Annotated in this window: 22 protein-coding genes; 6 read left to right on the plus strand and 16 right to left on the minus strand. The window is 65.6% G+C overall.

The window, feature by feature from the left end; translation table 11 throughout:
- The first annotated feature begins 83 nt into the window (after positions 1–83).
- Positions 84–929, plus strand: a complete 846-nt coding sequence (locus F4U95_RS05200; protein ID WP_150424853.1) for a sulfite exporter TauE/SafE family protein — start codon at positions 84–86, stop codon at positions 927–929.
- 202 nt (positions 930–1,131) lie between these two features.
- On the opposite strand, the gene ndk is transcribed toward F4U95_RS05200, so the two are convergent.
- The 3 genes from ndk to F4U95_RS05215 all read right to left on the minus strand — a co-directional run bounded on the left by ndk (position 1,132) and on the right by F4U95_RS05215 (position 3,771).
- Positions 1,132–1,554 carry a nucleoside-diphosphate kinase gene (gene ndk / locus F4U95_RS05205; RefSeq protein ID WP_093010670.1) on the minus strand — a complete coding sequence of 141 codons (423 nt, stop codon included), beginning with the start codon at positions 1,552–1,554 and terminating at the stop codon, positions 1,132–1,134.
- A gap of 230 nt (positions 1,555–1,784) precedes the next feature.
- A complete protein-coding gene (locus F4U95_RS05210) occupies positions 1,785–2,222 on the minus strand; it encodes a DNA polymerase III subunit chi (RefSeq protein WP_150424854.1) in 438 nt (145 codons plus the stop codon).
- Positions 2,223–2,325: 103 nt separating this feature from the next.
- Positions 2,326–3,771, minus strand: a complete 1,446-nt coding sequence (locus F4U95_RS05215; protein WP_150424855.1) for a leucyl aminopeptidase — start codon at positions 3,769–3,771, stop codon at positions 2,326–2,328.
- A 188-nt stretch (positions 3,772–3,959) separates the two neighbouring features.
- On the opposite strand from F4U95_RS05215, the gene F4U95_RS05220 reads away from it, so the two are divergent.
- From F4U95_RS05220 to F4U95_RS05240, 5 genes are all read left to right on the plus strand, one after another.
- Complete coding sequence (locus F4U95_RS05220) at positions 3,960–6,209, plus strand: LPS-assembly protein LptD (protein WP_150424856.1); 2,250 nt, start codon at positions 3,960–3,962, stop codon at positions 6,207–6,209.
- Between the two features lie 86 nt (positions 6,210–6,295).
- A complete protein-coding gene (locus F4U95_RS05225) occupies positions 6,296–7,681 on the plus strand; it encodes a peptidylprolyl isomerase (RefSeq protein ID WP_150424857.1) in 1,386 nt (461 codons plus the stop codon).
- Between the two features lie 4 nt (positions 7,682–7,685).
- Positions 7,686–8,681, plus strand: a complete 996-nt coding sequence (gene pdxA / locus F4U95_RS05230; protein ID WP_150424858.1) for a 4-hydroxythreonine-4-phosphate dehydrogenase PdxA — start codon at positions 7,686–7,688, stop codon at positions 8,679–8,681.
- Complete coding sequence (rsmA, locus tag F4U95_RS05235) at positions 8,674–9,510, plus strand: 16S rRNA (adenine(1518)-N(6)/adenine(1519)-N(6))-dimethyltransferase RsmA (RefSeq protein WP_150424859.1); 837 nt, start codon at positions 8,674–8,676, stop codon at positions 9,508–9,510. The genes pdxA and rsmA overlap by 8 nt, the downstream gene beginning before the upstream one ends.
- A gap of 89 nt (positions 9,511–9,599) precedes the next feature.
- A complete protein-coding gene (locus F4U95_RS05240; protein WP_150424860.1) occupies positions 9,600–10,151 on the plus strand; it encodes a pseudouridine synthase in 552 nt (183 codons plus the stop codon).
- A gap of 240 nt (positions 10,152–10,391) precedes the next feature.
- On the opposite strand, the gene F4U95_RS05250 is transcribed toward F4U95_RS05240, so the two are convergent.
- The 13 genes from F4U95_RS05250 to ptsP form a co-directional block, all read right to left on the minus strand.
- Positions 10,392–11,543 (minus strand): ribosomal protein uL16 3-hydroxylase, encoded by a 1,152-nt coding sequence (locus F4U95_RS05250; RefSeq protein WP_150424861.1) that lies wholly within the window; start codon positions 11,541–11,543, stop codon positions 10,392–10,394.
- A gap of 278 nt (positions 11,544–11,821) precedes the next feature.
- Positions 11,822–12,343 carry a tetratricopeptide repeat protein gene (locus F4U95_RS05255; RefSeq protein ID WP_120249283.1) on the minus strand — a complete coding sequence of 174 codons (522 nt, stop codon included), beginning with the start codon at positions 12,341–12,343 and terminating at the stop codon, positions 11,822–11,824.
- 77 nt (positions 12,344–12,420) lie between these two features.
- Positions 12,421–13,596 (minus strand): RsmB/NOP family class I SAM-dependent RNA methyltransferase, encoded by a 1,176-nt coding sequence (locus F4U95_RS05260; RefSeq protein ID WP_150424862.1) that lies wholly within the window; start codon positions 13,594–13,596, stop codon positions 12,421–12,423.
- A gap of 120 nt (positions 13,597–13,716) precedes the next feature.
- Positions 13,717–15,174, minus strand: a complete 1,458-nt coding sequence (guaB, locus tag F4U95_RS05265) for an IMP dehydrogenase (protein WP_120249281.1) — start codon at positions 15,172–15,174, stop codon at positions 13,717–13,719.
- 99 nt (positions 15,175–15,273) lie between these two features.
- Positions 15,274–15,882 carry a protein-methionine-sulfoxide reductase heme-binding subunit MsrQ gene (locus F4U95_RS05270; protein ID WP_150424863.1) on the minus strand — a complete coding sequence of 203 codons (609 nt, stop codon included), beginning with the start codon at positions 15,880–15,882 and terminating at the stop codon, positions 15,274–15,276.
- Positions 15,882–16,811, minus strand: coding sequence for a protein-methionine-sulfoxide reductase catalytic subunit MsrP (gene msrP / locus F4U95_RS05275; RefSeq protein ID WP_150424864.1), 930 nt, complete (start codon positions 16,809–16,811; stop codon positions 15,882–15,884). The genes F4U95_RS05270 and msrP overlap by 1 nt, the downstream gene beginning before the upstream one ends.
- A 267-nt stretch (positions 16,812–17,078) precedes the next feature.
- Positions 17,079–17,492: a hypothetical protein gene (locus F4U95_RS05280; protein ID WP_150424865.1), complete on the minus strand. Its 414-nt coding sequence runs from the start codon at positions 17,490–17,492 to the stop codon at positions 17,079–17,081.
- Positions 17,493–17,645: 153 nt separating this feature from the next.
- Positions 17,646–19,595, minus strand: coding sequence for an ATP-dependent zinc metalloprotease FtsH (gene ftsH / locus F4U95_RS05285; RefSeq protein ID WP_150425035.1), 1,950 nt, complete (start codon positions 19,593–19,595; stop codon positions 17,646–17,648).
- 99 nt (positions 19,596–19,694) lie between these two features.
- Entirely contained in the window at positions 19,695–19,883 is a 189-nt protein-coding gene (locus tag F4U95_RS05290; RefSeq protein WP_120249277.1) for a hypothetical protein, read from the minus strand.
- Positions 19,884–20,021: 138 nt separating this feature from the next.
- The gene (tilS, locus tag F4U95_RS05295; RefSeq protein ID WP_150425036.1) at positions 20,022–20,915 is read right to left on the minus strand and encodes a tRNA lysidine(34) synthetase TilS; all 894 of its coding nucleotides are present in this window, start codon (positions 20,913–20,915) and stop codon (positions 20,022–20,024) included.
- 41 nt (positions 20,916–20,956) lie between these two features.
- Positions 20,957–21,880 (minus strand): tetratricopeptide repeat protein, encoded by a 924-nt coding sequence (locus F4U95_RS05300; RefSeq protein WP_150424866.1) that lies wholly within the window; start codon positions 21,878–21,880, stop codon positions 20,957–20,959.
- Positions 21,881–21,949: 69 nt separating this feature from the next.
- Complete coding sequence (locus tag F4U95_RS05305) at positions 21,950–22,930, minus strand: helix-turn-helix domain-containing protein (protein ID WP_150424867.1); 981 nt, start codon at positions 22,928–22,930, stop codon at positions 21,950–21,952.
- A gap of 74 nt (positions 22,931–23,004) precedes the next feature.
- Positions 23,005–25,278 carry a phosphoenolpyruvate--protein phosphotransferase gene (gene ptsP / locus F4U95_RS05310; protein ID WP_150424868.1) on the minus strand — a complete coding sequence of 758 codons (2,274 nt, stop codon included), beginning with the start codon at positions 25,276–25,278 and terminating at the stop codon, positions 23,005–23,007.
- Positions 25,279–25,392: the final 114 nt, after the last annotated feature.

Genomic DNA, 25,392 nt, shown 5'->3' on the forward strand with positions numbered 1-25,392 from the left:
CCCGAAACCCGCTTGTGTTACGCCCCTGAAACGGCTGGAAGGCAAGGCGCAGGGTTGCACATGATAAGGATAAGACGGGCGCCATGAGCGTGTTGGGATCGATCGACCTCTTCCATGCCGTGGCCGGGCTGCTGGTCGGCGTGCTGGTGGGCGTCACGGGCGTCGGCGGCGGATCGCTGATGACACCGCTGCTGGTGCTGATGTTCGGCGTCAGTGCCAAGACCGCCGTGGGCACTGACCTGCTCTTCGCCGCCCTGACCAAGATCGTCGGGTCCGCCGTCCATGGCAAGCGCGACACGATCGAATGGCCGATCGTCCGGCGCATGGCTGCGGGCAGCGTACCGGCCGCGCTCGTCACGTTGGTCGTCCTGGGATGGATCGGCGATGTCGGCAAGTCGACCGAACATATCATCCTCATTTCGCTCGCCTCGCTGCTGGCGCTGACGTCGGTGGCGGTGATCGGCCGCAAATGGCTGTTCCGCCATCGCGGCGACCTTGGCACCACCCATTCGGCCGGCACGATCCTCTACGGCACCACGGCGCTGGGCGCGCTGATCGGCGTGGCCGTGTCGCTCTCTTCCGTCGGTGCCGGGGCGATCGGCGTGACGGTGCTGCTCATCCTTTATCCCCGCCTGCCGGTCGCCCGCATCGTCGGGTCCGACATCGCCCATGCCGTGCCGCTGGCACTGATCGCCGGCACGGGCCACTGGCTGATGGGCGACGTCAACGGCATATTGCTGATGAACCTGCTGATCGGCTCCATCCCCGGCGTGATCGTGGGCAGCTACCTCTCCTCCCACGCCCCGGACAAGGTGCTGCAACCGCTGCTGGCGGGTGTGCTGGCCCTGTCCTCCTGGCAGCTGTTCGTGAAGGCCCGCACACCCGACCCGGTCAAGATCGAAGCCCCCGCGCCAATCCAGCCACATTAACCATCCCACCCACCGTTCGCTTCGAGCAGGTTCGAGCCTGTCGAGAACCGTCCGTCGAGAAGTCCGCGCTAACATTCTCGATACGTCTTCTCGACTACGCTCGAAGACTACTCGAACCGAACGGATGTGGAGAAAAACAGAAAAAGCCCGGCCGCTCCACAAGAGCGCCGGGCCTTTCTGTGTCCATCGGGACGATCGGTGATTAGCCGACGATTTCTTCCGGCTTGAAGAAATAGGCGATTTCGATCGCGGCATTTTCTTCGCTGTCCGAACCATGGACCGAATTGGCTTCGATCGATTCGGCCAGTTCCTTGCGGATGGTGCCGGCGTCGGCGTTGGCGGGGTTGGTGGCGCCCATGATGTCGCGGTTGCGCTTCACGGCGTCTTCACCTTCCAGAACCTGGACGACGACCGGGCCGGAAATCATGAAGGCGACCAGGTCGGCGAAGAAGGGGCGTTCCTTGTGAACGGCATAGAAGCCTTCGGCCTGTTCGCGGCTCATGCGGATGCGCTTGGAAGCGACGATGCGCAGACCGGCTTCCTCCAGCATCTTGGCGACCGCGCCGGTCAGGTTGCGACGGGTCGCGTCGGGCTTGATGATCGAAAAGGTGCGCGTGACGGCCATGGCCCTCGAAACTCCAGATTGTTGGGAATAAAGTTGCGCGGCCTTTAGACGCGCCCGCGCCGGGCCGCAAGGGGGCTTCGCTTATGTGCGTAGGTAGGTCGTCAGGCCGTTCGGGCGGAGCCGAGAAGCGTGATGTTCGAGCACCGGAGCGCAGCGTACTTCAAGTATGTGAGCACCGGAGCGCAGGATAGCGCGCTTCGCAGGCCCGGCTGGGCGGCCTGAGGGCCTGCCTACGGCCCTTGAACCCATTTGCGGCCATCCTGCCGCCAGAAGCGCGGCTCTACGCCATCGGCCTTGCTCAGCACCCGCCAGCTAGCCCGCGCGCCATCGATCGTGTCGGCGTCGAAGAAATAGAAAGCACGCTCGAACCCCAGCGCCTCGTCGCGCCAGACACCATCGGCCAGCGCGATATGCCGCGCGCCATTGCCCGCGTCGCAGGTCGCGCCCAGCAGGATCGGCTGATGCGCCTCGCCGCCTGCACCCGCCCGGCCATGCGCCAGAAAGCTTTCGGGCGCCCCAGCCCAAAGCCCCGCAGAAATCCGCTCCAGCCGATCATCCTCCTGCGCCACCACCAGCAGCCGCGCGCCCAGGCCCAGGATACGCGCCGCGATCGCGGGCAGCACCTGGTCCACGGGATCGCGGCTCAACTGGTAGAAATCGACCTGCATGGGCTCCATCCAAAACCCGTTCGCCCTGAGCTTGTCGAAGGGCCGCACTTCTTCAGAAGAACGGGGCTTCGACAGGCTCAGCCCGAACGGAAGAAAGGTTTGTTTACGCTTCGAACTTCTCAGCCACGAACCGGTCGATCAGGCGCACGCCATAGCCGGTCGCGCCCTTGTCCCATGTCGCGCCGGGCTTGTCCGCCCACACCATGCCGGCAATGTCGAGATGCGCCCACTTCACGCCATCCTCGATGAAGCGCTTCAGGAACTGCGCAGCGGTGATCGATCCGCCGAAACGCGGGCCGATATTCTTCATGTCGGCGATCGGGCTGTCGATCAGCTTGTCATAGGCCGGCGACAGCGGGAAGCGCCACAGCGGATCGCCCGCCGCCTGCCCCGCCGCGATCAGGTCGCCCGCCAGACCGTCGTCGTTGGAGAAGATGCCCGCATATTCCGTACCCAGCGACACGATGATCGCGCCGGTCAGCGTGGCCAGATCGACGATCACCTCCGGCTTGTAGGTGCGCTGCGCCCAGGTCAGCGCATCGCATAGCACCAGCCGCCCTTCGGCGTCGGTGTTCAGCACCTCGATCGTCTGACCCGACAGGGACGTCACGATATCGCCGGGACGCTGCGCATTGCCGTCGGGCATATTCTCGACCAGGCCGCAGATGCCCACGACATGCGCCTTCGCCTTGCGTCCGGCCAGCGCCTTCATCGCGCCGGCGACCGCGCCCGCGCCGCCCATGTCCCACTTCATGTCTTCCATGCCGGCTGCCGGCTTGATGGAAATGCCGCCGGTGTCGAACGTCACGCCCTTGCCGACGAAGACGACGGGCTTGTCCGACGTGCCGCCGGTGCCGTCCCATTCCATCGCGATCAGCCGGGCTTCGCGCACCGACCCCTGCGCCACGCCCAGCAGCGACCCCATGCCCAGCGCTTCCATCGCCGCCTTGTCCAGCACGGTGATCTTGATGCCCAGTTCACTCAAATGCTGGCAGCGTTCCACGAAGCTTTCGGGATAGAGGATGTTCGCCGGCTCCGACACCAGTTCGCGGGTGAAGGCCACGCCCGACGCGATCGCCGCCAGCTTGTCCCACGCCGCTTGCGCACCGGTCGCCACCAGCGTGACGGTCTTCAGCGTGGGCTTGGCCTTCTCGGCCTGGCGCGTGCGATAGGTGTCGATCCGCCAGCCGCGCAACTGCACGCCCAGCGCCAGATGCGCCGCCTGCTCGGCGCTCGCCCCGCCGAAAAATTCCACGGCGGCATGAGTCGCGCCGCTATTGTTCAGCTTGGCGGTCAGCGCCGCGCCGGCCTTTTCATAATCCTGCTCGCTGCCTGCGCCCACGCCCAGCAACAGCACGCGCAGCGTCTTGCCGCCTTCCTCGACGAAGCTTTCGAAGCTCGTGCCGACCTCACCGGTGAAGCGCGACGCGGTGGCACCGGCGGCCAGAACGGGCGCAGCGGCCAGCGGCAGGGCGTCGAATCCGCCCTTGGGCACGACGAAGGCCAGCGTGTCGGCTTCGGGACGGGTCGGGCTGAACTGGATATCCATCGGGGTTCTTTTCCTCTTGTCTGATGCGGCGCGCACCGCTCTTGTCTGCCAGATAGTGCGGCTTTCCCCGTCTGGCAAAGCCGTTCGACCGATTTTCCCATGGCCAATGCACGACGGGCGATTGCCGACACGGCTTGTGTGCGATAGGCGGGTCAGCCTGATGCGCCTGTCTATTGAGGCACCACTGCTTGCAAAACGCCCTGTTCTCCCTTTCCTTCCGTGCCGCCCTGCTGGGCACCGCTGCGCTTGGCGCCGCGCCGGACCTGTTGGCCCAACAGCTGAACGAGCCTGCCGCGCCGATCAGCGCGCCCGACGCACCCACGCCGGAAAATGACGACCAGATCGGTTTTGCCGCCGACGCGCTGCAATATGACAGCAATAGCGAGGTCGTGACCGCCAACGGCAATGTGCAATTGCTGCGGGAGGGCAATCGGCTGCGCGCGGACAAGGTTCTGTGGGACCGCACCAGCGGCAAGGTGGAGGCGCAGGGCAACGTCTCGATCATCGATGCCGACGGCAATGTCGCCTATGGCGACCGCTTCGACGTTACCGACACGCTCAAGGACGGCGCGGTCGACAATATGCTGCTGGTGCTGCAATCCGGCGGCCGCCTCGCCTCGGTCAAGGGCACACGGGTCAACGGCGTCTACACGCTCAATCGCGCCACCTATACCGGCTGCGCGGTCGAGGATAGCGACGGCTGCCCCAAGGAACCCACCTGGCAGATCAACGCGATCAAGGTCGTCTACGACCCGACCCGCGAGCGCGTCACCTATACCAACGCCAATATCGAACTGTTCGGCCTGCCGCTGATCCCGCTGCCCGGCCTGTCGCATCCGGTGGGCGAAGGCGGCGGCAGCGGCCTCTTGGTCCCCAATCTGCGCTACGACCGCAATAATGGGTTCGAAGCGGCGCTGCCCTATTATTTCAAACTGGCGCCCAATCGGGACGTCACCATCACGCCGCACGTCTATACCGGCGTCCTGCCGATGCTGGAGGCCAACTACCGGCATCTCTATGATCGCGGCGCCTACACCGTCACCGGCTATGCCACCTATGGCCGCCGCCTGGGCATCGGCAGCGACGCGGTTTCGACCAACGCCGAAAAGGATATTCGCGGCTATATCGACGCCAGCGGCAAGATGCAGCTGTCACCCGAATGGAGCCTGGACGGCTCGATCCGCCTCGCCACCGACCGCACCTTCCTGCGCCGCTACGATATCAGCCGCGAAGATCGCCTGCGCTCGACCATCGGTGCGCAGCGGATCGACGACAAAAGCTATCTGTCGATTCGCGGCTGGGCGGTCCAAACGCTGCGGCAGGGCGATTCGCAGGGGCAGACGCCGATTGCGCTCCCCCTCATCGATTATCGTCGCCGGATCGCCGACCCGCTGCTGGGCGGCGTGCTGCAGCTACAGGCGAACACACTGGCCATCACCCGCACCCATGGGCAGGATACGCAGCGCGCCTTCGTCGGGGCCGAATGGAATCTGCGCAAACTGACCGGCCTGGGTCAGGAAGTGACCTTCACCGGCTATCTGCGCGGCGACGTCTATCACAGCAGCGACAATGCGCTGACCTCCGTGGTCAGCTATGCCGGCGATCCGGGCTGGCAATCGCGCGGGATCGCCGCGGCGGCCATCGACATGCGCTGGCCCTTCATGGGCGAAGCGTTCGGCGGCGTCCAGCGTATCGCCCCGCGCGTTCAGATCGTCGCGTCGCCCAAGATCGCCAACCTCTCCCTCCCCAATGAAGACGCTCGCGCCGTCGATCTGGAAGACAGCAATCTTTTCGCGCTCAACCGCTTCGCCGGCTACGACCGGTTCGAGGATAGTTCGCGCATCACCTATGGCCTGGAATATAGCCTCGACCTGCCCAATTTCTCGCTTCAGAGCATCGTGGGTCAAAGCTATCGCCTCGACAGCCGCGAAAGCATTCTGCCCGACGGTACCGGCCTGTCCGATCGCACGTCCGACATCGTCGGCCGCACCACCGTGCGCTACAAGGATTTCATTGCGCTCACCCATCGCTACCGGCTGGACAAGGATAATCTGTCGGTCCGCCGGAACGAGATCGACACGACGATCGGCAGCAAGAACACCTATGTCATGGCGGGCTATCTGCGGCTCAACCGCAACGTCATTTCGGGACTCGAGGATTTGCAGGACCGCGAGGAAATCCGCCTCGGCGCCCGCGCCCAGTTCGCGCGCTTCTGGTCCGTATTCGGTTCGACCGTCATCGACCTGACCGACACCAGGGAAGATCCGATCAGCGAAGCCGACGGGTTCGAACCTGTCCGCCACCGCCTGGGCTTCGCTTATGAGGATGATTGCCTGACCTTGGGCTTCACCTGGGTCCGCAGTTACCAGACCAATGGCGACGCGCGAAAGGGCAATGGCTTCCAGCTACGTCTAGCTTTCCGCAATATTGGTATATAAGGAACAGGCTCCTGCATCCCCGTCAGGGCCGGTTAAGGCGGACCAGCGCATCATGTGCGGGTTCGTATTGGAGATTATTGCCGACGATGCTGCCTGTCGTTTCCTCGCCCATCAGCCTGTTTCATGGCGTTCGCTCGGGCTTTCGCACCTTGCTCCTGTCCTCCGCGCTGCTTGGCGCCGGCCTTCAGCCGGCTGTCGCCCAGACGGTCGATGATGACGGCAATGTCGCCAGCCAGCAGTTGAACCTGCCCAAGGACGTCACCGTCTTCGGCAAGAGCGACCCGAACGTCCGCAAGGCGACCGCGATCGTCAACAACCGGATCATCACCGGCACCGACATCGACCAGCGCCTCGCCCTCATCATCACCGCCAATGGCGGCAAGGTGGAAGCGGAGGAAAAGGAGCGCCTGCGCGTGCAGGTGCTGCGCAATCTGATCGACGAAACGCTCCAGATTCAGGAAGCCGCCGCCAACGATATCAAGATCGACCCGGCCGAAATCCAGCAAAGCTATGAGCGCGTCGCGGCGAATTTCCGTCAGTCGCCGGCCCAGTTCGACGCCTATCTGCGCGAAAAGGGCAGCTCTGCCGCCAGCATCAAGCGCCAGATCGAGGGCGAACTGGCCTGGAGCCGCCTGCAACGGCGCAACATCCAGCCTTTCGTCAACGTGTCGGAAGACGAAGTGAAGTCGGTGGTCGATCGCCTGAACGCGTCCAAGGGCAGCGACGAATATCGCATCGGTGAAATCTACCTGTCGGCGACGCCGGAAAATCAGGAACAGATCATCGCCAACGCGCGCAACATCATCCAGCAGATTCAGCAGGGTGGCAGCTTCCAGGCCTATGCCCGCCAGTTTTCCGAAGCCTCCACGGCGGCGGTCGGCGGCGATCTGGGCTGGGTCCGCCCGGCGCAGCTGCCGCCAGAACTGGCGCAGGCCGCGACCGAAATGCAGGTCGGTCAGATTGCCGGGCCGGTCCCGGTCGCCGGCGGCGTGTCGCTGATCTACGTCATGGATAAGCGCAAGGTGCTGACCGCCGATCCGCGCGATTCGCTGCTCAGCCTGAAACAGCTGTCGGTCCTCTTCCCGCAGGGTACGACCAAGGAACAGGCCAGCGCCAAGGCCGCCAGCTTCGCCGCCGCGATCAAGGAGATCAAGGGCTGCGGTCAGGCGAATGAGGTCGGGCAGAAGATCGGCGCCGACGTCGTCGATAACGACAATGTGAAGGTGCGCGACCTGCCGCCGCAGTTGCAGGACATTCTCGTCAACCTTCAGGTCGGCGAAGCCACGCCGCCCTTCGGCTCGATCAACGACGGCGTCCGCGTCCTGGTGGTTTGCGGCCGTGACGAACCGGCCTCGGCCAATGCGCCCAACGCCGAACAGATCATGGCGCAGTTGGAAGAGGAACGCGTCAACAAGCGCGCCCGCATCTATCTGCGCGATCTTCGTCGCGATGCGGTGATCGAATATAACTGACGCCTTGCCTCTCGCACCCTTCGCGGTGTCGCTGGGCGATCCCGCCGGGATCGGGCCGGAGATCGTCGCGAAAAGCTGGGTGATGCGCGAAGCGCGCGGCCTGCCGCCCTTCTTCGCGGTGGGCGACGCGGCCTCGCTGCGCGCCGTCTGGCTGGGACCGATCGCACCGATCGGCTCCCCGGTGGAGGCTGCGTCGGTCTTCGACAAGGCGCTGCCCTGCCTTCAGGTCGCGGACGCGGGCGCCATCGTGCCGGGCACGCCCAGCATCGACGGCGCCCGCACCGCCTTCCAGGCGCTCGAAGTATCGGTCGGCCTGGCCCGGCAGGGGTCCGCCGCCGGTATCGTGACGGCCCCGGTGGGCAAGGAACAGCTGTACGGCGTCGGCTTCACCCATCCGGGCCAAACCGAATTCGTCGCGGAACGCTGCGGCGTGTCGGCCCATAATGCGGTGATGATGCTGGCCGGACCGTCCTTGAAGGTCGTGCCGATCACCATCCATATCGCCCTGGCCGACGTGCCCTCCGTCCTCACCATCGACCTGATCCGCGCCCGTGCGCTGACCACGGTGAAGGGGCTGCAACGCAATTTCGGCATCGCCCGCCCGCGTCTGGCCGTCGCCGGCCTCAACCCCCATGCCGGTGAGAATGGCGCGCTGGGCCGGGAAGAGATCGACGTCATCCGCCCCGCGATCGAATCGCTGCGTGCCGAAGGGCTGGACATATTCGGGCCGCTCGCCGCCGACGGCATGTTCCACGCCCGCGCCCGCGAAACCTATGATGCGGCGCTCTGCATGTATCATGACCAGGCGCTGATCCCGATCAAGACGCTGAATTTCGACGATGGCGTCAACATCACGCTGGGCCTGCCGATCGTGCGCACCTCGCCAGACCATGGCACCGCCTTCGGCATCGCCGGCACCGACAGCGCCAATCCCGGCGCGATGATCGCCGCACTCAAGATGGCGGCCGAAGCCGCCCGCGCCCTCATCGCTTATGGCTGACACCCGCCCGGCCCTGCCGCCCCTCAGAGACGTGATCGCGCGCCATGGCCTTGCCGCCAGCAAGGCGCTCGGCCAGAATTTCCTGCTCGACGAACAGTTGCTGGACCGCATCGCCGCGATCCCCGGCCCGCTCAGGGACGCCCCGGCGTTCGAGGTCGGCCCCGGCCCCGGCGGCCTGACCCGCGCCATATTGCGCGCCGGCGCAAAGCTGGTCGCGGTCGAGCGCGACCGTCGCTGCCTCCCCGCGCTCGCCGAACTGGAAGAAGCCTTCCCCGGCCAGCTGCGCGTCATTTCCGGCGACGCGATGCAGGTCGACGCCCTGACCGAAACGGGCGCAGGCGCGCACATCATCGCCAACCTGCCCTATAATGTCGGCACGCCCCTGCTGGTCGGCTGGCTCTCGGCGGAATGGTCCCCACTCCCCTGGTGGCAGAGCCTGACGCTGATGTTCCAGATGGAAGTGGCCGAACGCATCGTCGCCAAGCCCGGCACCGATCATTATGGCCGCCTCGCCGTTCTGTCCCAATGGCGCAGCGACGCGAAGATCGCGATGAAGGTCCACCGCAGCGCCTTCACGCCCCCGCCCAAGGTCATGTCGGCCGTCGTCCACATCACGCCAAAGCCAGCGCCCGACGGCGTACAGCTCAAATTTCTCGAACGCCTCACCGCCGCCGCCTTCGGCCAGCGCCGCAAGATGCTGCGCCAGAGCCTCAAGGGCCTCCCCGGCGCGCTCGACGCGCTGGAGCAGATCGGCATCGACCCCCAACGCCGCGCCGAAACGGTCAGCGTCGAAGAATTTGTCGACGTCGCCCGCATATTGAGCCGCTAGGAAACCATCCTTTATTCAGCCAATCCGTTCCTGCTGAGTAGAGACTGAGCTTGTCGAAGGCTCGTATCGAAGCATAGTCTGGATAGCCCATGCCCCGCCTGATCCTGTTCAACAAACCCTATGACATGCTCTCGCAATTCACCGATCGCGGCACAGACACCGCGCGCGCGACCCTGTCCGACTGCATCGCCATTCCCGGCGTCTATCCCGCCGGGCGCCTCGACCGCGACAGCGAAGGCCTATTGCTGCTGACCGACGACGGCCGCCTGCAATCGCGCATCGCCGATCCCAAGTACAAGACCGCCAAAACCTATCTGGCGCAGGTCGAGGGCGACGTTACCGACGAAGCGCTCGCCGACCTGCGCCGGGGCGTGGACCTCAAGGACGGCCTCACCCGCCCGGCCGATGTCGAACGCATCGACACGCCGGACATCTGGCCCCGCAACCCGCCGATCCGCGTGCGCAAGAGCATCCCCGACAGCTGGATCAGCCTCACCATCCGCGAAGGCCGCAACCGACAGGTCCGCCGCATGACCGCCGCCGTCGGCCATCCCACTCTGCGCCTTGTCCGCTGGCGCATCGGCGACTGGACGCTGGACGGCCTGCAACCGGGGCAATGGCGCGAAGTGCAAGTCGGCTAACCCTTAGCTGCCCTTGCCTTTCATGTTCCCCGGCGCAGGCCGGGGAACGCGAAATCATCGCATCATACCCAACCGCGGCACACGCTTCCCCTTGGTCCGGCTGGTCAGATGAAATTGCCGGCACCGGTCGCACCGATAAGGCCGCAAAGGCACATCCGCGCGCAACGCCACCGCCAACGCCGCCTCTTGCGACGCAAAGCGCGTCTTCTTCGCACAAATGCTCAACCGCGTGCGGATCGCTCAGTCCTCCGGGTCGAAGCTGACGCTCCCCTCGTTGAACAGCGTCACGATCAGCGCCACCGCCGCCTCATCCTCGATCAGCGCAGGATCGATCACCAGCCTGTCGGCCTCGCATAATTGCCCGGCCAGCACCGCCGCCGCCCCGTCGCAATCATAGACCTGCCCGTCCACGAACAGGGTCAGCCCGCCTTCCCCCTGCGCCACGAACGCGAAACGGCTCGCCGGATTGCGGCACAGCGCGACGCCATCCTCCACCAGTTCGCGCACATCTTCGGCGGCGATCGGCTCCTCCGGCCGGAAATCCAGCTCGGGATATTTGCGCTCGCTATTATAAGCCCCGAACCAGCGGGCGAAGGCCGCCGGATCGTTCACCGCCTGCGCCACCATCGCCTGCAACCGCGCCAGCGCCACCGCATCGATCTCGCCCGGATTGGCCTGCACGATCAGGTCCGGGTCGGCATAGCGATCGTCGTCCACCATATCGCCCACGATATGGGCGCAAAATTGCTCGACCAGTTCGCTGCGCGCGGGCGCGCGAAAACCGACCGAATAGGTCATGCAATCGTCGCCGACCGCCACGCCATCATGCGCGATCCCCGGCGGCACATAGAGGATATCGCCCGGCTCCAGCACCCATTCGTCCGTCTGCTCGAACTCGGCGAGCAGGCGCAGATCCTCCTGCAACAACAAGGGTGTATCCGCATCGCAATGCTTCCCCACGCGCCAGCGCCGCCGCCCCAGCCCCTGGATCAGAAACACGTCATATTGGTCATAATGCGCGCCCACGCCGCCGCCGTCGGTGGCATAGCTGACCATCACATCGTCGATCCGCCAGTTGGGCACGAAGCGAAAGGGCGCGATCAGCGCCGCGACATCGGGCACATGCATGTCCACCGCCTGCACCAGCAGCGTCCAGGGCGCCGCGCCCATATGCCCGAAGCGATCCTCCGGCATCGGGCCATGCTCGACCGTCCAGCGCCCGTCCGCCCGACCGATCAGCCGCGATTCGACGCCCTCTTCGCACGCCAGCCCCGCCAGTTCGTCCGGCTCCACCGGATTGACCCAGCGGCCCCAAGGATTGCGGATCAGCAGCGGCTTCTTCTGCCAATAGTCGCGCAGGAACAGGTCGACGTCGAAGTCGGTGAAGGTCATGGAAAATCTCGCCAGAAAACGACCCGCATCATGCGCCGGTCGCCCCGGCCTTGCCCCGCCCGGACGGCGAAGTCAAAGCGCAGCCCATATGTCCGGGGTAAACACCCACACCGTTCGGGCTGAGCTTGTCGAAGCCCCGCCCTTCTTCCTTGCGATCTAGCGAAAAAAAACAGCCCCCTTCGACTGACGACTTGCAGCAGTCGCTCAGGACAGGCTTCGACAGGCTCAGAGCGAACGGGAGTTATAGAGCGTTCAAGACCCCCGACGCCCGCGCGCCGTTATTGCGTCTCGGTCGGCGCCTTCTTGGCCGCAGGATCAGTGTCCTTCGCCGTCGTCATCGCGACAGCGGGCGGCCCCTTCTGGATCGCGGCGGCCAGCTTGCCGACCGGCGCACAGTCGCCCTTGCACACGGCCTGCGCCTGCGCCAGCACATCCTTCGCCTTGGCGATCGCGCCCTTTTCGACCATCGCTTCGCCCTGTCCGGCGAGCGCCACGATATCGGTCGGATCCAGCAGCAACGCTTCCTTGTAGAGCCGGATCGCCTTGCCCTGAAGCCCCTGCGCGCGCGCGACCTCAGCCAGTTCGACGAAGGCGGCGCGGTTGCGCGGGTCGATCGCCAGCGCGCTTTCCAGCGCATCGGTCGCACCTTCCAGATTGCCGGCCTTGTGCGCGGCTTCGCCCGCCTTCTGCCATTCCACCGACTGCGGGCTGATCTGGCTATCGGGCTTCTGGCTCAGCCCCACGCTCGACACGGTGGTCAGAACGACGGCAAGCGCGATCGAGGCGGGGGTAAAACGCATTACTATCTCCAGCCATGTTTCAGGCGTTAATTCGGAACAAGTGTCGCTATTTTGCGGGCGCTTGTCCATGGCCTGTTTCACGCCCCCCGGCGCAGCCGCGCAAAGAAGAAGCCGTCGCTGCCGTCATGCCCCGGCGTCAGCAACAGACCCTCGCCATGCGCGCGCCCCACGGGCAGGTCGATCGGCTCGGCACTCCAACCATCATGCCGGCGCAGGAAGGCATCCACCTGCCCCCGTCCTTCCCGGTCGGTCAGCGCGCAGGTCGCATAGACCAGCAGCCCGCCCGGCGCCAGCAAGGGTGCCGCGAAATCCAATATCCGCGCCTGTTCGCCAACCAGCCGATCCAGCCGCGCCTGAGTCAACCGCCATCGCGCTTCGGGGTTGCGCCGCCAGGTGCCCGTGCCCGAACAGGGCGCATCGACCAGCACCACGTCCGCCTTGCCGCGCAGGCTCTCAAGGCCCCGCGCCTCATGACTCTGATCCAGCAGCAGCGTTTCGATGAAGGTCGCGCCCGCCCGCGCCGCGCGCGGCTCCAGCCGGGCCAGCCGCGACCGGATCGTATCCGCCGCGATCAATGTGCCCTGACCGGCCATCGCCGCGGCCAGCGCCAGCGTCTTGCCACCCGCGCCCGCGCACATATCCACGACCGTCATGCCCGGCTGCGCGTCACAGGCGGCCGAAATCCACTGGCTCCCGGCGTCCTGCACCTCGACCAACCCGTCGGCCCAGGCGGCCTGCTGCTCGATCGGATAGCCTTCGGGCAGCCGCAGCCCGTCGCTCAGTCCCGCGATCGCCACGGCATCGGGCAGCATCGGCGCGACGACGGCGGGATCGCTCTTCAACCGGTTCACGCGCACATCCACCGGCGCCCGGCCGAGCAGCGCATCCTGCTCCACCGGCGCGGCCAGCAGAGGCTGCAACCAGGCCGGCACCGCGCCCGCCTGCGCGCCCAATTCGCCCGGCTCGATCGGCAGCGGCGCATGGGTCGATCCGTCGAACAAGGCCGCGACATCCGGCCGCGCCTCCGCCACGCCGATCATCGCCTCGCGCCCCGTCTCCGGTCGCTCGGCTGCGCGGCGGATCGCGTCATAGACATGATCGCGCACCGCCCGCCGATCCCGCGACCCGGCATAGCGCCGTTCCTTGAAATAGCGTGCGATCAGCGTATCGGCCGCCGGCCCGCCATCGCGCGCCGACGCGATGATGGCGTCGAGCAGATCGATAGCGGCCTGTATGCGCGCAGAGGGTGTCATGCCATTCCTCCCCCCTCCCTTTCAAGGGAGGGGCCGGGGGTGGGTGCGAGCGAAGCGAGCCTCCTTCGGAGGCTACCCACCCCTAACCCCTCCCTAGAAGGGAGGGGAATAAGTGACGGATCAGCGCGTCGGATAATTGGGCGCTTCCCGCGTGATCGTCACGTCATGAACATGGCTTTCCGAAAGCCCCGCGTTCGTAATCTGCACGAAACGCGCGCGTTCCTGCAAATCCTTGATCGTGGCGCTGCCGGTATAGCCCATCGCGGCCTTCACGCCGCCGACCAGCTGATGGATGACATCCTTGGCCGGACCCTTGAACGGCACCTGGCCTTCGATCCCTTCGGGCACCAGCTTCATCTGGTCTTTGATATCCGCCTGGAAATAGCGGTCGGCACTGCCGCGCGCCATCGCGCCGACGCTGCCCATGCCGCGATAGCTCTTATACGCCCGGCCCTGATACAGGAAGGTTTCGCCCGGCGCTTCGGCCGTGCCCGCCAGCAGCGACCCGACCATGACGCAGCCTGCGCCCGCCGCCAGAGCCTTCGCCACGTCGCCCGACGTGCGCAGGCCACCATCGGCGATCACCGGCACGCCATGCTTGTGCGCTTCCTCGGCCGAATCCATCACGGCGGTCAGCTGCGGCACGCCCACGCCCGCGACGACGCGCGTGGTGCAGATGGAGCCCGGCCCGATGCCGACCTTCACGCAATCCGCGCCCGCGCCGATCAGCGCCTTGGTCGCTTCGGCGGTGGCGACGTTACCGGCGACCACCTGTACATGGTTGGACAGCTTCTTCACCGCTTCCACCGCGACCGCCACCTGACGGCTATGGCCGTGGGCGGTGTCGATGACGATCAGGTCGCATTCCGCGTCGATCAGCGCCTTGCTGCGCTCCAGCCCCTTTTCCCCCACGGTGGAGGCGGCGGCAACGCGCAGGCGGCCGGTGCCATCCTTGGTCGCCTGAGGATAGGTGACGGCCTTTTCGATGTCCTTGACGGTGATCAGGCCCACGCAATGATAGGCATCGTCCACCACCAGCAGCTTTTCGATCCGGCGCTGGTGCAACAGGCGCTGCGCCTCTTCCTGACCCACGCCGACCTTGACCGTGGCCAGATTGTCCTTCGTCATCAGCTCGCTGACCGGCTGCGCGGGGTTTTCCGCAAAGCGCGTGTCGCGGTGGGTCAAAATGCCGACCAGCTTGCCGCTCTGCTCCACGACCGGGATGCCGCTGATCTTGTGCCGCTGCATCAGCATCTGCGCGTCGGCCAGCGTGGCGGTGGGCAGGATGGTGATGGGATTGACCACCATGCCGCTTTCGAACCGCTTGACCGCGCGCACCGCATCGGCCTGTTCCTCGACCGTCAGGTTGCGGTGCAGCACGCCGATGCCGCCCAACTGCGCCATCACGATCGCCATGTCGGCCTCCGTCACCGTGTCCATCGCGGACGACAGGATCGGGATGTTCAGCTTGATCGCCTTGGTGACATAGGTGGACGTATCCGCCTGGCTGGGCAGCACATCGGATTCGGCGGGCTGCAACAGCACGTCGTCAAAGGTGAGGCCGAGGCGGATGTCCATGGAAAAAGCCACTTTCTGCTGCGGGGCTGCTGGCTGACCCCTGGGGATTTGTGGCGGCCCATGTAACCACTCCGGGGCCAAACGGCCAGACCCCATGACTCATTTAATTGCGCCGCGTCGCCGGGGGATCAAACGGACACCCAACAGGGCCAGGATGACGACCCCGTAAAGGATGGGGTCGCGATGGTCGGCCTTTACCAGTAGATAATAATGGGCGACGCCCAGCACCGCGATCAGGTAAACCAACCGGTGCAGCCAAAGCCAGTGACGCGGCCGCATCGCCCGCCGCACCTTGTTGACGGATGTGACCGCCAGCGGGATCAACAGGATGAAGGCCGCCATGCCGATGGTGATATAGGGGCGCTTGACGATATCCTTGACGATACCGGGCCAGTCGAGCGCCTGATCGACGAGGATATAGGTCGTCAGATGCAGGCAGACATAGGCGAACGCCCACAGGCCGATGCGACGGCGATAGACCATGGCCCGCCGCCACAGGCCAAATCGCGCGATCAGGCCGATAGCCAGCGTGACGCACAAAAATCGCAACGCCCACACGCCCAGCGCGCGCAGCACATATTCGACCGGATTGGCCGTCAGCCCATCCGTCAGCCCCTGCCCCGCAAGGATCAGGAGCGGCATCACGCATAACAGCCAGATCAGGCCGGACTCGATCCGGCGCGCCATGGTCCCTGTCGCGCGCGCCATCAATAAAGCGTTCGGGCATCGAGGCCGCGATACAGGCCGGCCACCTGATCGCCATAGCCGTTGAACGGCAAAGTCTTGCGCCGGAAAAATTCGCCGATCCGCCGCTCCTTGGCCTGCGACCAGCGGGGATGATCCACGTCCGGGTTCACATTGCCGTAAAATCCATATTCGCGCGGGGCCAATATATTCCAGCTCGTCTTGGGGCGGTTGGCGGTGAACTGGATGCGCACGATCGACTTGATGCCCTTGAACCCATATTTCCATGGGGTTACCAACCGGATCGGCGCGCCATTCTGATTGGGCAGGGTCTGGCCGTACAGGCCGACGGCCATCAACGTCAGGGGATTGAGCGCCTCGTCCAGCCGCAGCGCCTCCTGATAGGGCCAATCCAATATGTCGCTGCGCTGGCCGGGCATCTGCCGGGGGTCGCGCAAGGTCTGGAACGCGACATATTTCGCCTGAGACGTCGGCTCCAGCGCCTTGATCAGCTTGGCCAGAGGAAAGCCGACCCACGGGATCACCATCGACCATGCTTCGACGCAGCGCATGCGATAGATGCGCTCTTCCAGCGGAAAACGACGGATCAGGTCGTCAATCCCATATTGCCCCGTCTTCTCGCAAAGCCCCGCCACGGTCACGGTCCAGGGGCGCGTCTTCATCATCTTGGCATAAAGCGCGGGGTCGCCCTTGTCGGTCCCGAATTCGTAGAAATTATTATAGCCGGTGACGTCCTTCAGCGGCGTCTTGTCCTCGTCGATCGCCATCCGGTTAGGGCTATATTTAAGCGCCGCGGCCTGCGCCGCCGATCCGCCGATCAGCGATGCCGCGCCCACACCCGCAGAACCGAGAATGAATTCCCGCCGGCGCAGGTACAGACCATGATCGGTGACGTCGCAATCCTTGAAGTCCGCTGGAGGGCGAATGAGCACGCTATATCTCCTGGCCAATGGCTGCCTGCGATAGCGGCCCTTTGCTGAACGCAGCAGGAATGACGACGATCCAAAACGCGCGGGCCGACCGACATGACCCAAAGGGCATAGGGCCTTCGCACCCCATGCGCCAGGATCCGAAATGGGCGCCACCATCGGCCACGCCCGACACGCCATCAGGCCCCCGCGGTCGACACGGCGCGACATCGCCCCTCATGCGCGCGCGGGCGGAACAACCCGAAGAGCCAGTCGCCCGCCGGCCTACCGCTAAAAGATCGACGTCCCGTTCCGGCAATGATCTTTCACGTCCAGCAGGGCGTCGCGCAGATCCGTTCCACGCGACTCATGGCGGATCAGCAAAGGCTGCGACCCACCCGCCAACTGCCTGATCTCGATCAGATCTGCCGCAACATCCCTGACGACGCTCTCCGTCGAAAAGTCGAACGACACGCCCCTGACCACTCCAGGCTGCGCAGCCGTCTCGAAAAAGACGAGGCATTCGGCCATTGCCATGCCCCGGACAGGAACGGCATGTCCATCCTTCGCCAGCGCCATCTGCCCTGCACGCGCCGCCTGCTCCAGCGTCCGGACGGACGCCGCCGATACAGCTTCCGCACCTCCGTCCAGCGGCCCAGCCAGAAACATCGCCATCGCCAGCATCATATCCGCCAACCCGTTCACGCCGTCACCTTCCTGATATTCACGACAACCTACATGGGCAGCATGACGCTTTTACGTGGCGCTATCCCCGCGCCGGTCCGGCCACCCCCCCCCAACGAAAAAGGGCGCAGCCATCGGCCACGCCCTTTTTCATTACATTCCTGAACCCAGGCTTCAGATACCAGCCGGCGACGCCTCACCGAACGGCCCCTTGCGCTTGCGGATGCGCGGGATCGACGAGCCTGCCGCCGGAATGACCGAAGGCTTGATCGTCGTGCCGTCGTCGCGGGTGATCTCGCCATTTTCCAGCAGCGCCTTGATCTCTTCGCCGCTCAGCGTCTCATATTCCAGCATGGCGTTGGCCAGCAGGTGCAACTGGTCCTCATGCCCCTTGAGCAAGTCCTGCGCACGGGCATAGCCCTGCTCCACCAGAGCGCGGATTTCCGCGTCGATCAGCTTGGCCGTCTCGTCCGACATGTGGACGCGCTGGCTCTGCGAATAGCCCAGGAACGTCTCGCCCTGCTGCTCTTCATATTGCAGCGGACCCAGCTTGTCCGACATGCCCCATTGCGTGACCATGTCGCGCGCCAGCTTGGTGGCGTACTGGATATCGCCCGACGCGCCCGAAGACACCTTGTCGTAACCGAAGATGATTTCCTCGGCCACGCGGCCACCCATGGCGACGGCCATGTTCGCGTGCATCTTGTCGCGATGGTAGCTGTAGCTGTCCCGTTCCGGCAGGCGCATCACCATGCCCAGCGCACGGCCGCGCGGGATGATCGTCGCCTTGTGGATCGGGTCGGACGCCGGCTCATGCACCGACACGATCGCATGGCCCGCCTCATGATAGGCGGTCATCTTCTTCTCGTCGTCGGTCATGACCATGGAACGGCGTTCCGCGCCCATCATCACCTTGTCCTTGGCCGATTCGAACTCGTCCATGGCGACCAGACGCTTGCCGCGACGCGCCGCCGTCAAAGCGGCCTCGTTGACCAGATTGGCCAAGTCCGCGCCGGAAAAGCCGGGCGTGCCGCGCGCAATGGTGCGCGGGTTGACGTCGGGCGCCAGCGGCACCTTCTTCATATGGACGGCCAGGATCTTCTCGCGACCCTCGATGTCGGGACGGGGCACCACGACCTGACGATCGAAACGGCCCGGACGCAGCAGTGCGGGGTCCAGCACGTCGGGGCGGTTGGTCGCCGCGACGATGATGATGCCTTCATTGGCCTCGAACCCGTCCATCTCGACCAGCAGCTGGTTCAGCGTCTGTTCGCGCTCGTCATTGCCGTTGCCCAGACCCGCGCCGCGATGACGGCCGACCGCGTCGATTTCGTCGATGAAGACGATGCAGGGCGCGTTCTTCTTGGCCTGCTCGAACATGTCGCGCACGCGACTTGCGCCCACGCCCACGAACATTTCGACAAAGTCAGACCCCGAAATGGTGAAGAAGGGCACGCCCGCCTCGCCCGCGATGGCGCGGGCCAGCAGCGTCTTACCGGTACCGGGCGAACCGACCAGCAGCGCGCCCTTGGGAATCTTGCCGCCCAGACGCGCAAATTTGCTCGGGTCTTTCAGGAATTCGACGATTTCCTGCAATTCCTCGCGCGCTTCGTCGATGCCGGCGACGTCATCGAACGTCACCTTGCCATGCTTTTCGGTCAGCAACTTGGCCTTGGACTTGCCAAAACCCATCGCGCCACCGGCGCCGCCGCCCTTCTGCATCTGGCGCAGCACGAAGAAAGCGATGCCCAGGATCAGCAGGAACGGCAACGACTGGTAGAGCAATATCTGCCAGAAGCTCGGCTGGTCCTGCGCCTGCCCCGAATATTTGACATTATAGTCGTCGAGCAGGCCGGTCAGGCCCGGATCATTGACCGGAACCGTGGAAAATTTCTGGCCGCTCGACAGGGTGCCGCTGATCCGGTCCGGCGCGATCGCGACGTCCTTGACCTGACCTTCCTGCACCTTGGAACGGAATTCCGAATAGGCGATGGCCGATCCCGCAGCCGATGTCGTGCGGCTGTCGAACAGCGACACGAACAGCAGCAGGGCGACGATCACGCCCGCCCAAATCATGGCGCTCTTGATCCAGGGGTTGCCCTGCGGGTCTTTCTCGTCGTTCATCATCACTCACTTTCACCGGCCAAGATAGGGCGCGTCCGCAAAAGCGCAAGCAGGCTCAGACCCACCGCGCCCGCTATTTCACGCCCTTCTCGTCAACGGTCAGGCGCCCAGCAACGTTAGCGCAACATAGCCCAGCGCCAGCGCCAGGCCGGCCGACAGGCCACACAGCAGATAACCGACATAGAGCAGCAGCGGCGGATGCGGCCGCGCCAGCATCCGGTTCCGCTTCGCCGCCGAAAGAATGACACTGGCCAACAGGCCATAGGTCAGCGCCGCAAACTCCACCATGCACCAAATTCCCCGCTAGAAAGCCCGCCCGATAGCATGATGCGCGTTAAGGAAAGGTCATTTCGCCCCGCCTAATCGGCAAAGCGTGGGGCTTGCGCGATAGCCCGTGGAACCTTTCCGTAACGATCGATCCACAGGTTAGCGCCGTGGCGGCGCGGGCATCAACGTCCATGATGCGCCACCCTTGAGCAGCCAGTCGCCCAGGCTCGCCTGCCGCCCGGCCGCCGCCTCGGCCAACGCCATATCCAGGCTCTCGCCTCGCGGCACCGGCGCATCGGCCAGCGCCACCATATGCAGCACCAGCCGCCGCAGATATTCGCGCGGCACGTCGATCCGTTCCAGCCGCCACCCCACCCCGTCGCGGCGCACATGCGCCTGCGCCAGTTCCGCCACGCTCCATGCGATCGCCGCTTCGGCCTCCCCCAGCGCCGCCGCACTGCGGGCCGCCGCCTGCGCGTCCAGCCAGGGCGCCTGCGCCAGCGCCGTCCGCATCGCGGCCCGGTCGAATCGCGGATCGGCATTGGACGGATCCTGGACATGGGGCAGCCCTTCCGCGTCCGCCAACGCCTGCAAATCGGCCTTGCGCATCCCCAGCAGCGGTCGGATCACCCGGCCGGATCGCCCCCGCACCCCGGCCAGCCCGGCGACACCCGATCCCCGGTTCAACCGCATCAGCATCGTTTCCAGCTGGTCGTCGGCATGATGGGCGGTCATGATCCACGCGATCCCCTGCCCCGCGCACCAATGTTCGATCAGCCGGTATCGCGTCGCCCGTGCCCACGCCTGAACATTGCCCTGTACCGGCGCATCGGGCGTCAATATGGCGTGGGGAATGGCGCGTTCGGCGCACCAGCGCGCGACCATCGCCGCCTCGTCCGCCGACGCCGCCCGCAATTGATGATCGACCGTGACCGCCGCAATCCGCCCCGGAAAGGCGCGCGCGGCCAGAAACAGCAGCGCCATGCTGTCCGGCCCGCCCGATACCGCCACGCAGAACCGCGCCGCCGGATCGTCCCCGACCAGCGCCCGCATCGCTGAGATCAGCCGCGCCTCCAACGCCGCAGTCTGCGTCTTTAGCTGCACTTCGCCTTGGCGCGCCCGGCCGTCATCATCCCGCGCAGGCTGTTGGACAGGCTCTCGCCATAGACCTGCTCCAGTTCCTGATAGACTTTGCAGGCATCGGCCGGCTTCTTCAGCTGGATCAGCGCTTCGCCCAGATAGGTCAGGCTGTCGGCCGCGCGGTCGCCACGCGGACGCTTCTGGTAATTTTCGTAGAAGGCGACCGACGCCAGTGCCGGCTTGCCATCGTCCAGATAGGCGCGGCCCAGCAGATTCTGCGCCTTGCTCGCGACCGGGCTGGAACCATATTTTTCCACCGTCGCCTTCAACTGCCCCTGCGCTTCGGGATAGAATTTCGCGTCCCACAGGCGGAAGCCATAATTATAGGCGTCACCCGCCGCATCGCCGGTATCGGGCCGCTCCACCGCCGCCACGGCGGCCTTGCGCGCTTCGCTGGCGACCGGCGCCGCCGCTGCGGGCTTGGGCGCGGAAGGCTTGGGCGCCGCAGCAGTCGGCGTCGGCGTGACCGGAACCGATACGGCGGGAGCCACCGGCGCCGGCTCCGCCAGCCGCGCGTCATTCTCCGCCTTATATTTGGTGAAGGCCGCCTCCAGCTGGCGCAGCTTATAGCTATTTTCCTCCACCTGTCCGGTGATGGAGGCCAGCTGCGATTCCAGCGCCCCCACCCGCGCAGTCAGGTCTGCGATAGGGGTCGATGCCGGCGATCCGGGCGCGACCGTGGGCGTGGTGGGACGGGTAATCTCCGCCTCGATAGGCGTGCCGGCCTGGAAAACCTTGCGCTGCACCGCGCGCATTTCCTTTTCCAGCCGGTCGACCCGAATTTCCACCGGCGCATTTTGCGCGGCGGCGGGCTGAACGATGGCGGGCGCGGCCATCGCCAGCAGCACGGCCGATGTCGCAAAGAGGGCGTTACGCATGATGATCCCCGACTAAATCTGTTGGCTTGACCATAAGCCGTTATTCCGCGCGGTAAAGCGCGACATGCCTCAGGGCTGGGTGCCGGCCGCGCCACCCGCCGCCGGCGCAGGCGCTGCCGGCAACGGCACGCTCAACCCGCCTGGCTGTCCGGCAATCTGGCCATTGGCTGCGGACGGGGCCGCCGCCGTCGGACGCTGGGCAGGACGCGGAGCCGGTGTACGCGCGGGCGCGGTAGCGGCCGGCGCAGCGCCCGGCACGGCCGGCGTCTCCGCCGCCCGCGCCAACAGCGCCGCCGCGCTCACCGGCACGTCGGAAATGGTGCGATCGGGCGCGCCCAGCGGCGGGATCGTCTTGCCACCCACCGTCACGGTCAGCGCCTGCGGGCGACCGGTCAATATGGTCGGCCCCTTGGCCTCGGCCGGCAGGGTGAAGCTCTCACCCTTCTTGAGCGTCCCGTCCTTCAGCCGCTCGCCCGCTTCGTCCACGATGCGCAACCACACATCGTCCACCGCGGTGAACACCACGGTCTGCACGACAGGTGCGGCCGGGGCGACCCCGGCCGGACGCGCGGCGATCGCTTCCTGCTTGTCCTGCGCGATTTCCTCGGCCGTGGGCGGCGTCAGCAACTGGGTCCGCCAGATGGTGAAGCCGGCGATCAGCACGACCACGATCAGCGCAGCGGTCCAGGCCAATGCCCGCGACGGGACACGCGCCGGATCGACCGGTTCGAATGCCTCATAACGGTTGGCGCCGATGTCGCTGTTATGCACGCCATGGCGTACCTCCGCAGCGATCTCCACCTCGTCCAGATCCACGGCGCGGGCGTAGGCGCGTGCGAAACCGACGGCATAGGGGATGCCCGGCAGCGCGGCATAATCGTCCCGCTCCACCGCTTCCAGCTGGCGCACGGCGATGCGCGTGCGGGTCGCAACATCCTGTATCGAAAGGCCCTGCGCCTCCCGTGCGGCACGCAACTTCGCGCCCGGGGTGGAAAGCTGCGCGTCCGGCGCGCCGATGGCGCCGGCTTGGGTTTCTGCTTCGTCTGCCATGCTGCTCCGCGACCTGTAATGGCCGGCCTTGTCTCATTGCGGGACGGGCGTTGTCAACGCCGCATCCCGCCTAATCAACTGAGTTCGATATTCCGTTGGACCGCCCATTGCGTCAGCCGCGCGCGAATGTCGACCGCGCCGCCATCCAGCATCTCGCGCATCAGCGCGCGCAATGATTCGGCATCCACCGCCCGGATCATCGCCTTGACCGGTCCCACCGACGCGGGCGTGATCGACAGGCGCCGGATGCCCAGGCCGATCAGCGCCATCGCCTCCAGCGTGCGCCCGCCCATCTCGCCGCATACGCCGACCGGCACCTTATGGTCCTGACAGGTGCGCACCACCCGGTCCAGAAAGCGCAGGATGGCGATGCTCAACCAGTCGTACCGCTCGGCAAGCCGCGGATGCGCCCGATCGGCGGCAAACAGGAACTGGGTCAGGTCGTTGGTCCCGATCGACAGGAAATCCAGCTTGGGTAGCAACAGGTCCAGCACTTCGGCCAGCGCCGGCACTTCCAGCATCGCCCCATATTTCACCGCGATCGGCAGCTTCTTCTTCTGCGACACCAGCCATTCGCGCTGATGCTCCACCAGCGCACGGGCCTGCTCATATTCCCACGGTTCCGACACCATCGGGAACATGATGTGCAGCATCTTGCCCGCCGCCGCCTCCAGCAGCGCGCGTGCCTGCGCCTTCATCAACCCGTCGCGGTCCAGCGCCAGCCGCAGCGCGCGCCAGCCCATCGCCGGATTATCCTCATGCTCGTCATCGTCGCGCTGCATATAGGGCAACGCCTTGTCCCCGCCGATATCGACGGTGCGGAAAATGACCGGCCGGTCGCCTGCCGCGTCCAGCACATCCTTGTAGAGCCGCTGCTGCTTTTCCCGTTGCGGCAGGGTGGCCGACACCAGAAACTGGAATTCCGTGCGGAACAGGCCGATGCCGTCCGCCCCCACCAGGTCCAGCGCCTGCGCATCCTCGCGCAGCCCGGCATTGACCATCAACTCGACCCGCTGCCCATCGGCGGTCACCGACGGCAGGTCGCGCATCGCCGTAAATTCGGCCCGGCGCTTCTGCGTGACATGCAACTTGTTCTCGAACGCCTCTTCCATGTCGGCGGTCGGGCGGATCAGCAGCGCGTTCGCGCCCACATCCATCAGCACCAGATCGCCCTCCGTCACCAGATGGCGGATGTCGCGCACGCGCCCCAGCACCGGCACGCCCATGGCGCGCGCGACGATGGTGACATGGGCGGTCAGCGACCCCTCCTCCAATATGACGCCCTTCAACCGGCGCCGGTCATATTCCAGCAGTTCGGCCGGGCCCAGGTTACGCGCGATCAGGATCGCATCCTGCCGCAACCCCATCTGCGCCGCCGTGCCCAGCTGTCCCGACACGATGCGCAGCAGCCGGTTGGCCAGATCCTCCAGATCGTGCATCCGGTCGGACAGCAACGGATCGTCGATCTGCCGCATCCGCATGCGCGTGCGCTGCTGCACCCGCTCGATCGCGGCTTCGGCGGTCAGGCCGCTGTCGATCGCCTCGTTGATCCGCCGCGTCCACCCTTCGTCATAAGCGAACATCTTGTAGGTTTCCAAAACCTCCTGATGCTCGCCCTCCATGCCGAATTCGGCCGCACCGGTCATCCGGTCGATCTGCTCGCGCATCTTGGCAAAGGCAGAAAAGACGCGCTGCCGCTCCGCCTCCACATCCTCCGCGACGGTATGTTCGATATGCACGCGCGGCTGGTGGAACACGATATGGCCCCGTGCCATGCCCATGACGAGTTGCAGGCCGTGCAACATGCTGGTGCCGGTATCGGCAATCCGCGCGTCGGCCGGGCCGTCATCGGCCAGTTCGGCGTTCGCGATCAGCTCCGACATCACCATGGCGACGGTCTGGAGCGCCTCGATCTCGACCTCTTCATATTTGCGCGGGTCGGCATGCTGCACGCACAGCACGCCGATGGCCCGCTCGCGCCGCACGATCGGCACGCCGGCAAAGCTGTGGAACAATTCCTCGCCGGTTTCCGGGCGATAGGAAAAATCGGGGTGCGACGCCGCTTCGTCCAGGTTCAGCGTCTCGACATTGGTGGCGATCAGGCCGACCAGCCCCTCCCCCATCGCCATGCGGGTGACATGCACCGCCTCCTGCTTCAGCCCGCGGGTCGCGAACAGTTCCAGCACGCCCTCACGCACCAGATAGATGGAACAGACCTCGCTCGACAGCGACTCGCCGATAATCTCAACCACCTTGTTCAGCTTGGCCTGGGCGCTGTTGCGCGCGGCCATGACCTCCTGCAATCGGATGAGGATCTGGCGAGCGGCGGCGGCGGGGGTGCTGGGCATTTCATTGCGCTATCAGATTGACGCACCGCTTTCCAAGGCGTTTCCTATGATCGGACCCGCAATATTGTTAAGCAGAGCTGATTTGCATGGCGGGAACAATCTGTACATTCGTCC

Source organism: Sphingobium limneticum, from assembly GCF_008710165.1.
Lineage (GTDB): Bacteria > Pseudomonadota > Alphaproteobacteria > Sphingomonadales > Sphingomonadaceae > Sphingobium > Sphingobium limneticum.

Excerpts from the sequence above, each read along its gene's own strand:
- F4U95_RS05200 (WP_150424853.1), top strand. The coding sequence starts at position 84 with ATGAGCGTGTTGGGATCGATCGACCTCTTCCATGCCGTGGCCGGGCTG.
- ndk (WP_093010670.1), bottom strand. The coding sequence starts at position 1,554 with ATGGCCGTCACGCGCACCTTTTCGATCATCAAGCCCGACGCGACCCGT.
- F4U95_RS05210 (WP_150424854.1), bottom strand. The coding sequence starts at position 2,222 with ATGCAGGTCGATTTCTACCAGTTGAGCCGCGATCCCGTGGACCAGGTG.
- F4U95_RS05215 (WP_150424855.1), bottom strand. The coding sequence starts at position 3,771 with ATGGATATCCAGTTCAGCCCGACCCGTCCCGAAGCCGACACGCTGGCC.
- F4U95_RS05225 (WP_150424857.1), top strand. The coding sequence starts at position 6,296 with ATGCTGCCTGTCGTTTCCTCGCCCATCAGCCTGTTTCATGGCGTTCGC.
- rsmA (WP_150424859.1), top strand. The coding sequence starts at position 8,674 with ATGGCTGACACCCGCCCGGCCCTGCCGCCCCTCAGAGACGTGATCGCG.
- F4U95_RS05240 (WP_150424860.1), top strand. The coding sequence starts at position 9,600 with ATGCCCCGCCTGATCCTGTTCAACAAACCCTATGACATGCTCTCGCAA.
- F4U95_RS05250 (WP_150424861.1), bottom strand. The coding sequence starts at position 11,543 with ATGACCTTCACCGACTTCGACGTCGACCTGTTCCTGCGCGACTATTGG.
- F4U95_RS05255 (WP_120249283.1), bottom strand. The coding sequence starts at position 12,343 with ATGCGTTTTACCCCCGCCTCGATCGCGCTTGCCGTCGTTCTGACCACC.
- F4U95_RS05260 (WP_150424862.1), bottom strand. The coding sequence starts at position 13,596 with ATGACACCCTCTGCGCGCATACAGGCCGCTATCGATCTGCTCGACGCC.
- guaB (WP_120249281.1), bottom strand. The coding sequence starts at position 15,174 with ATGGACATCCGCCTCGGCCTCACCTTTGACGACGTGCTGTTGCAGCCC.
- F4U95_RS05270 (WP_150424863.1), bottom strand. The coding sequence starts at position 15,882 with ATGGCGCGCGCGACAGGGACCATGGCGCGCCGGATCGAGTCCGGCCTG.
- ftsH (WP_150425035.1), bottom strand. The coding sequence starts at position 19,595 with ATGAACGACGAGAAAGACCCGCAGGGCAACCCCTGGATCAAGAGCGCC.
- F4U95_RS05290 (WP_120249277.1), bottom strand. The coding sequence starts at position 19,883 with ATGGTGGAGTTTGCGGCGCTGACCTATGGCCTGTTGGCCAGTGTCATT.
- tilS (WP_150425036.1), bottom strand. The coding sequence starts at position 20,915 with ATGCGGGCGCTGGTCGGGGACGATCCGGCGGCGCGGTTCTGCGTGGCG.
- F4U95_RS05300 (WP_150424866.1), bottom strand. The coding sequence starts at position 21,880 with ATGCGTAACGCCCTCTTTGCGACATCGGCCGTGCTGCTGGCGATGGCC.
- F4U95_RS05305 (WP_150424867.1), bottom strand. The coding sequence starts at position 22,930 with ATGGCAGACGAAGCAGAAACCCAAGCCGGCGCCATCGGCGCGCCGGAC.
- ptsP (WP_150424868.1), bottom strand. The coding sequence starts at position 25,278 with ATGCCCAGCACCCCCGCCGCCGCCGCTCGCCAGATCCTCATCCGATTG.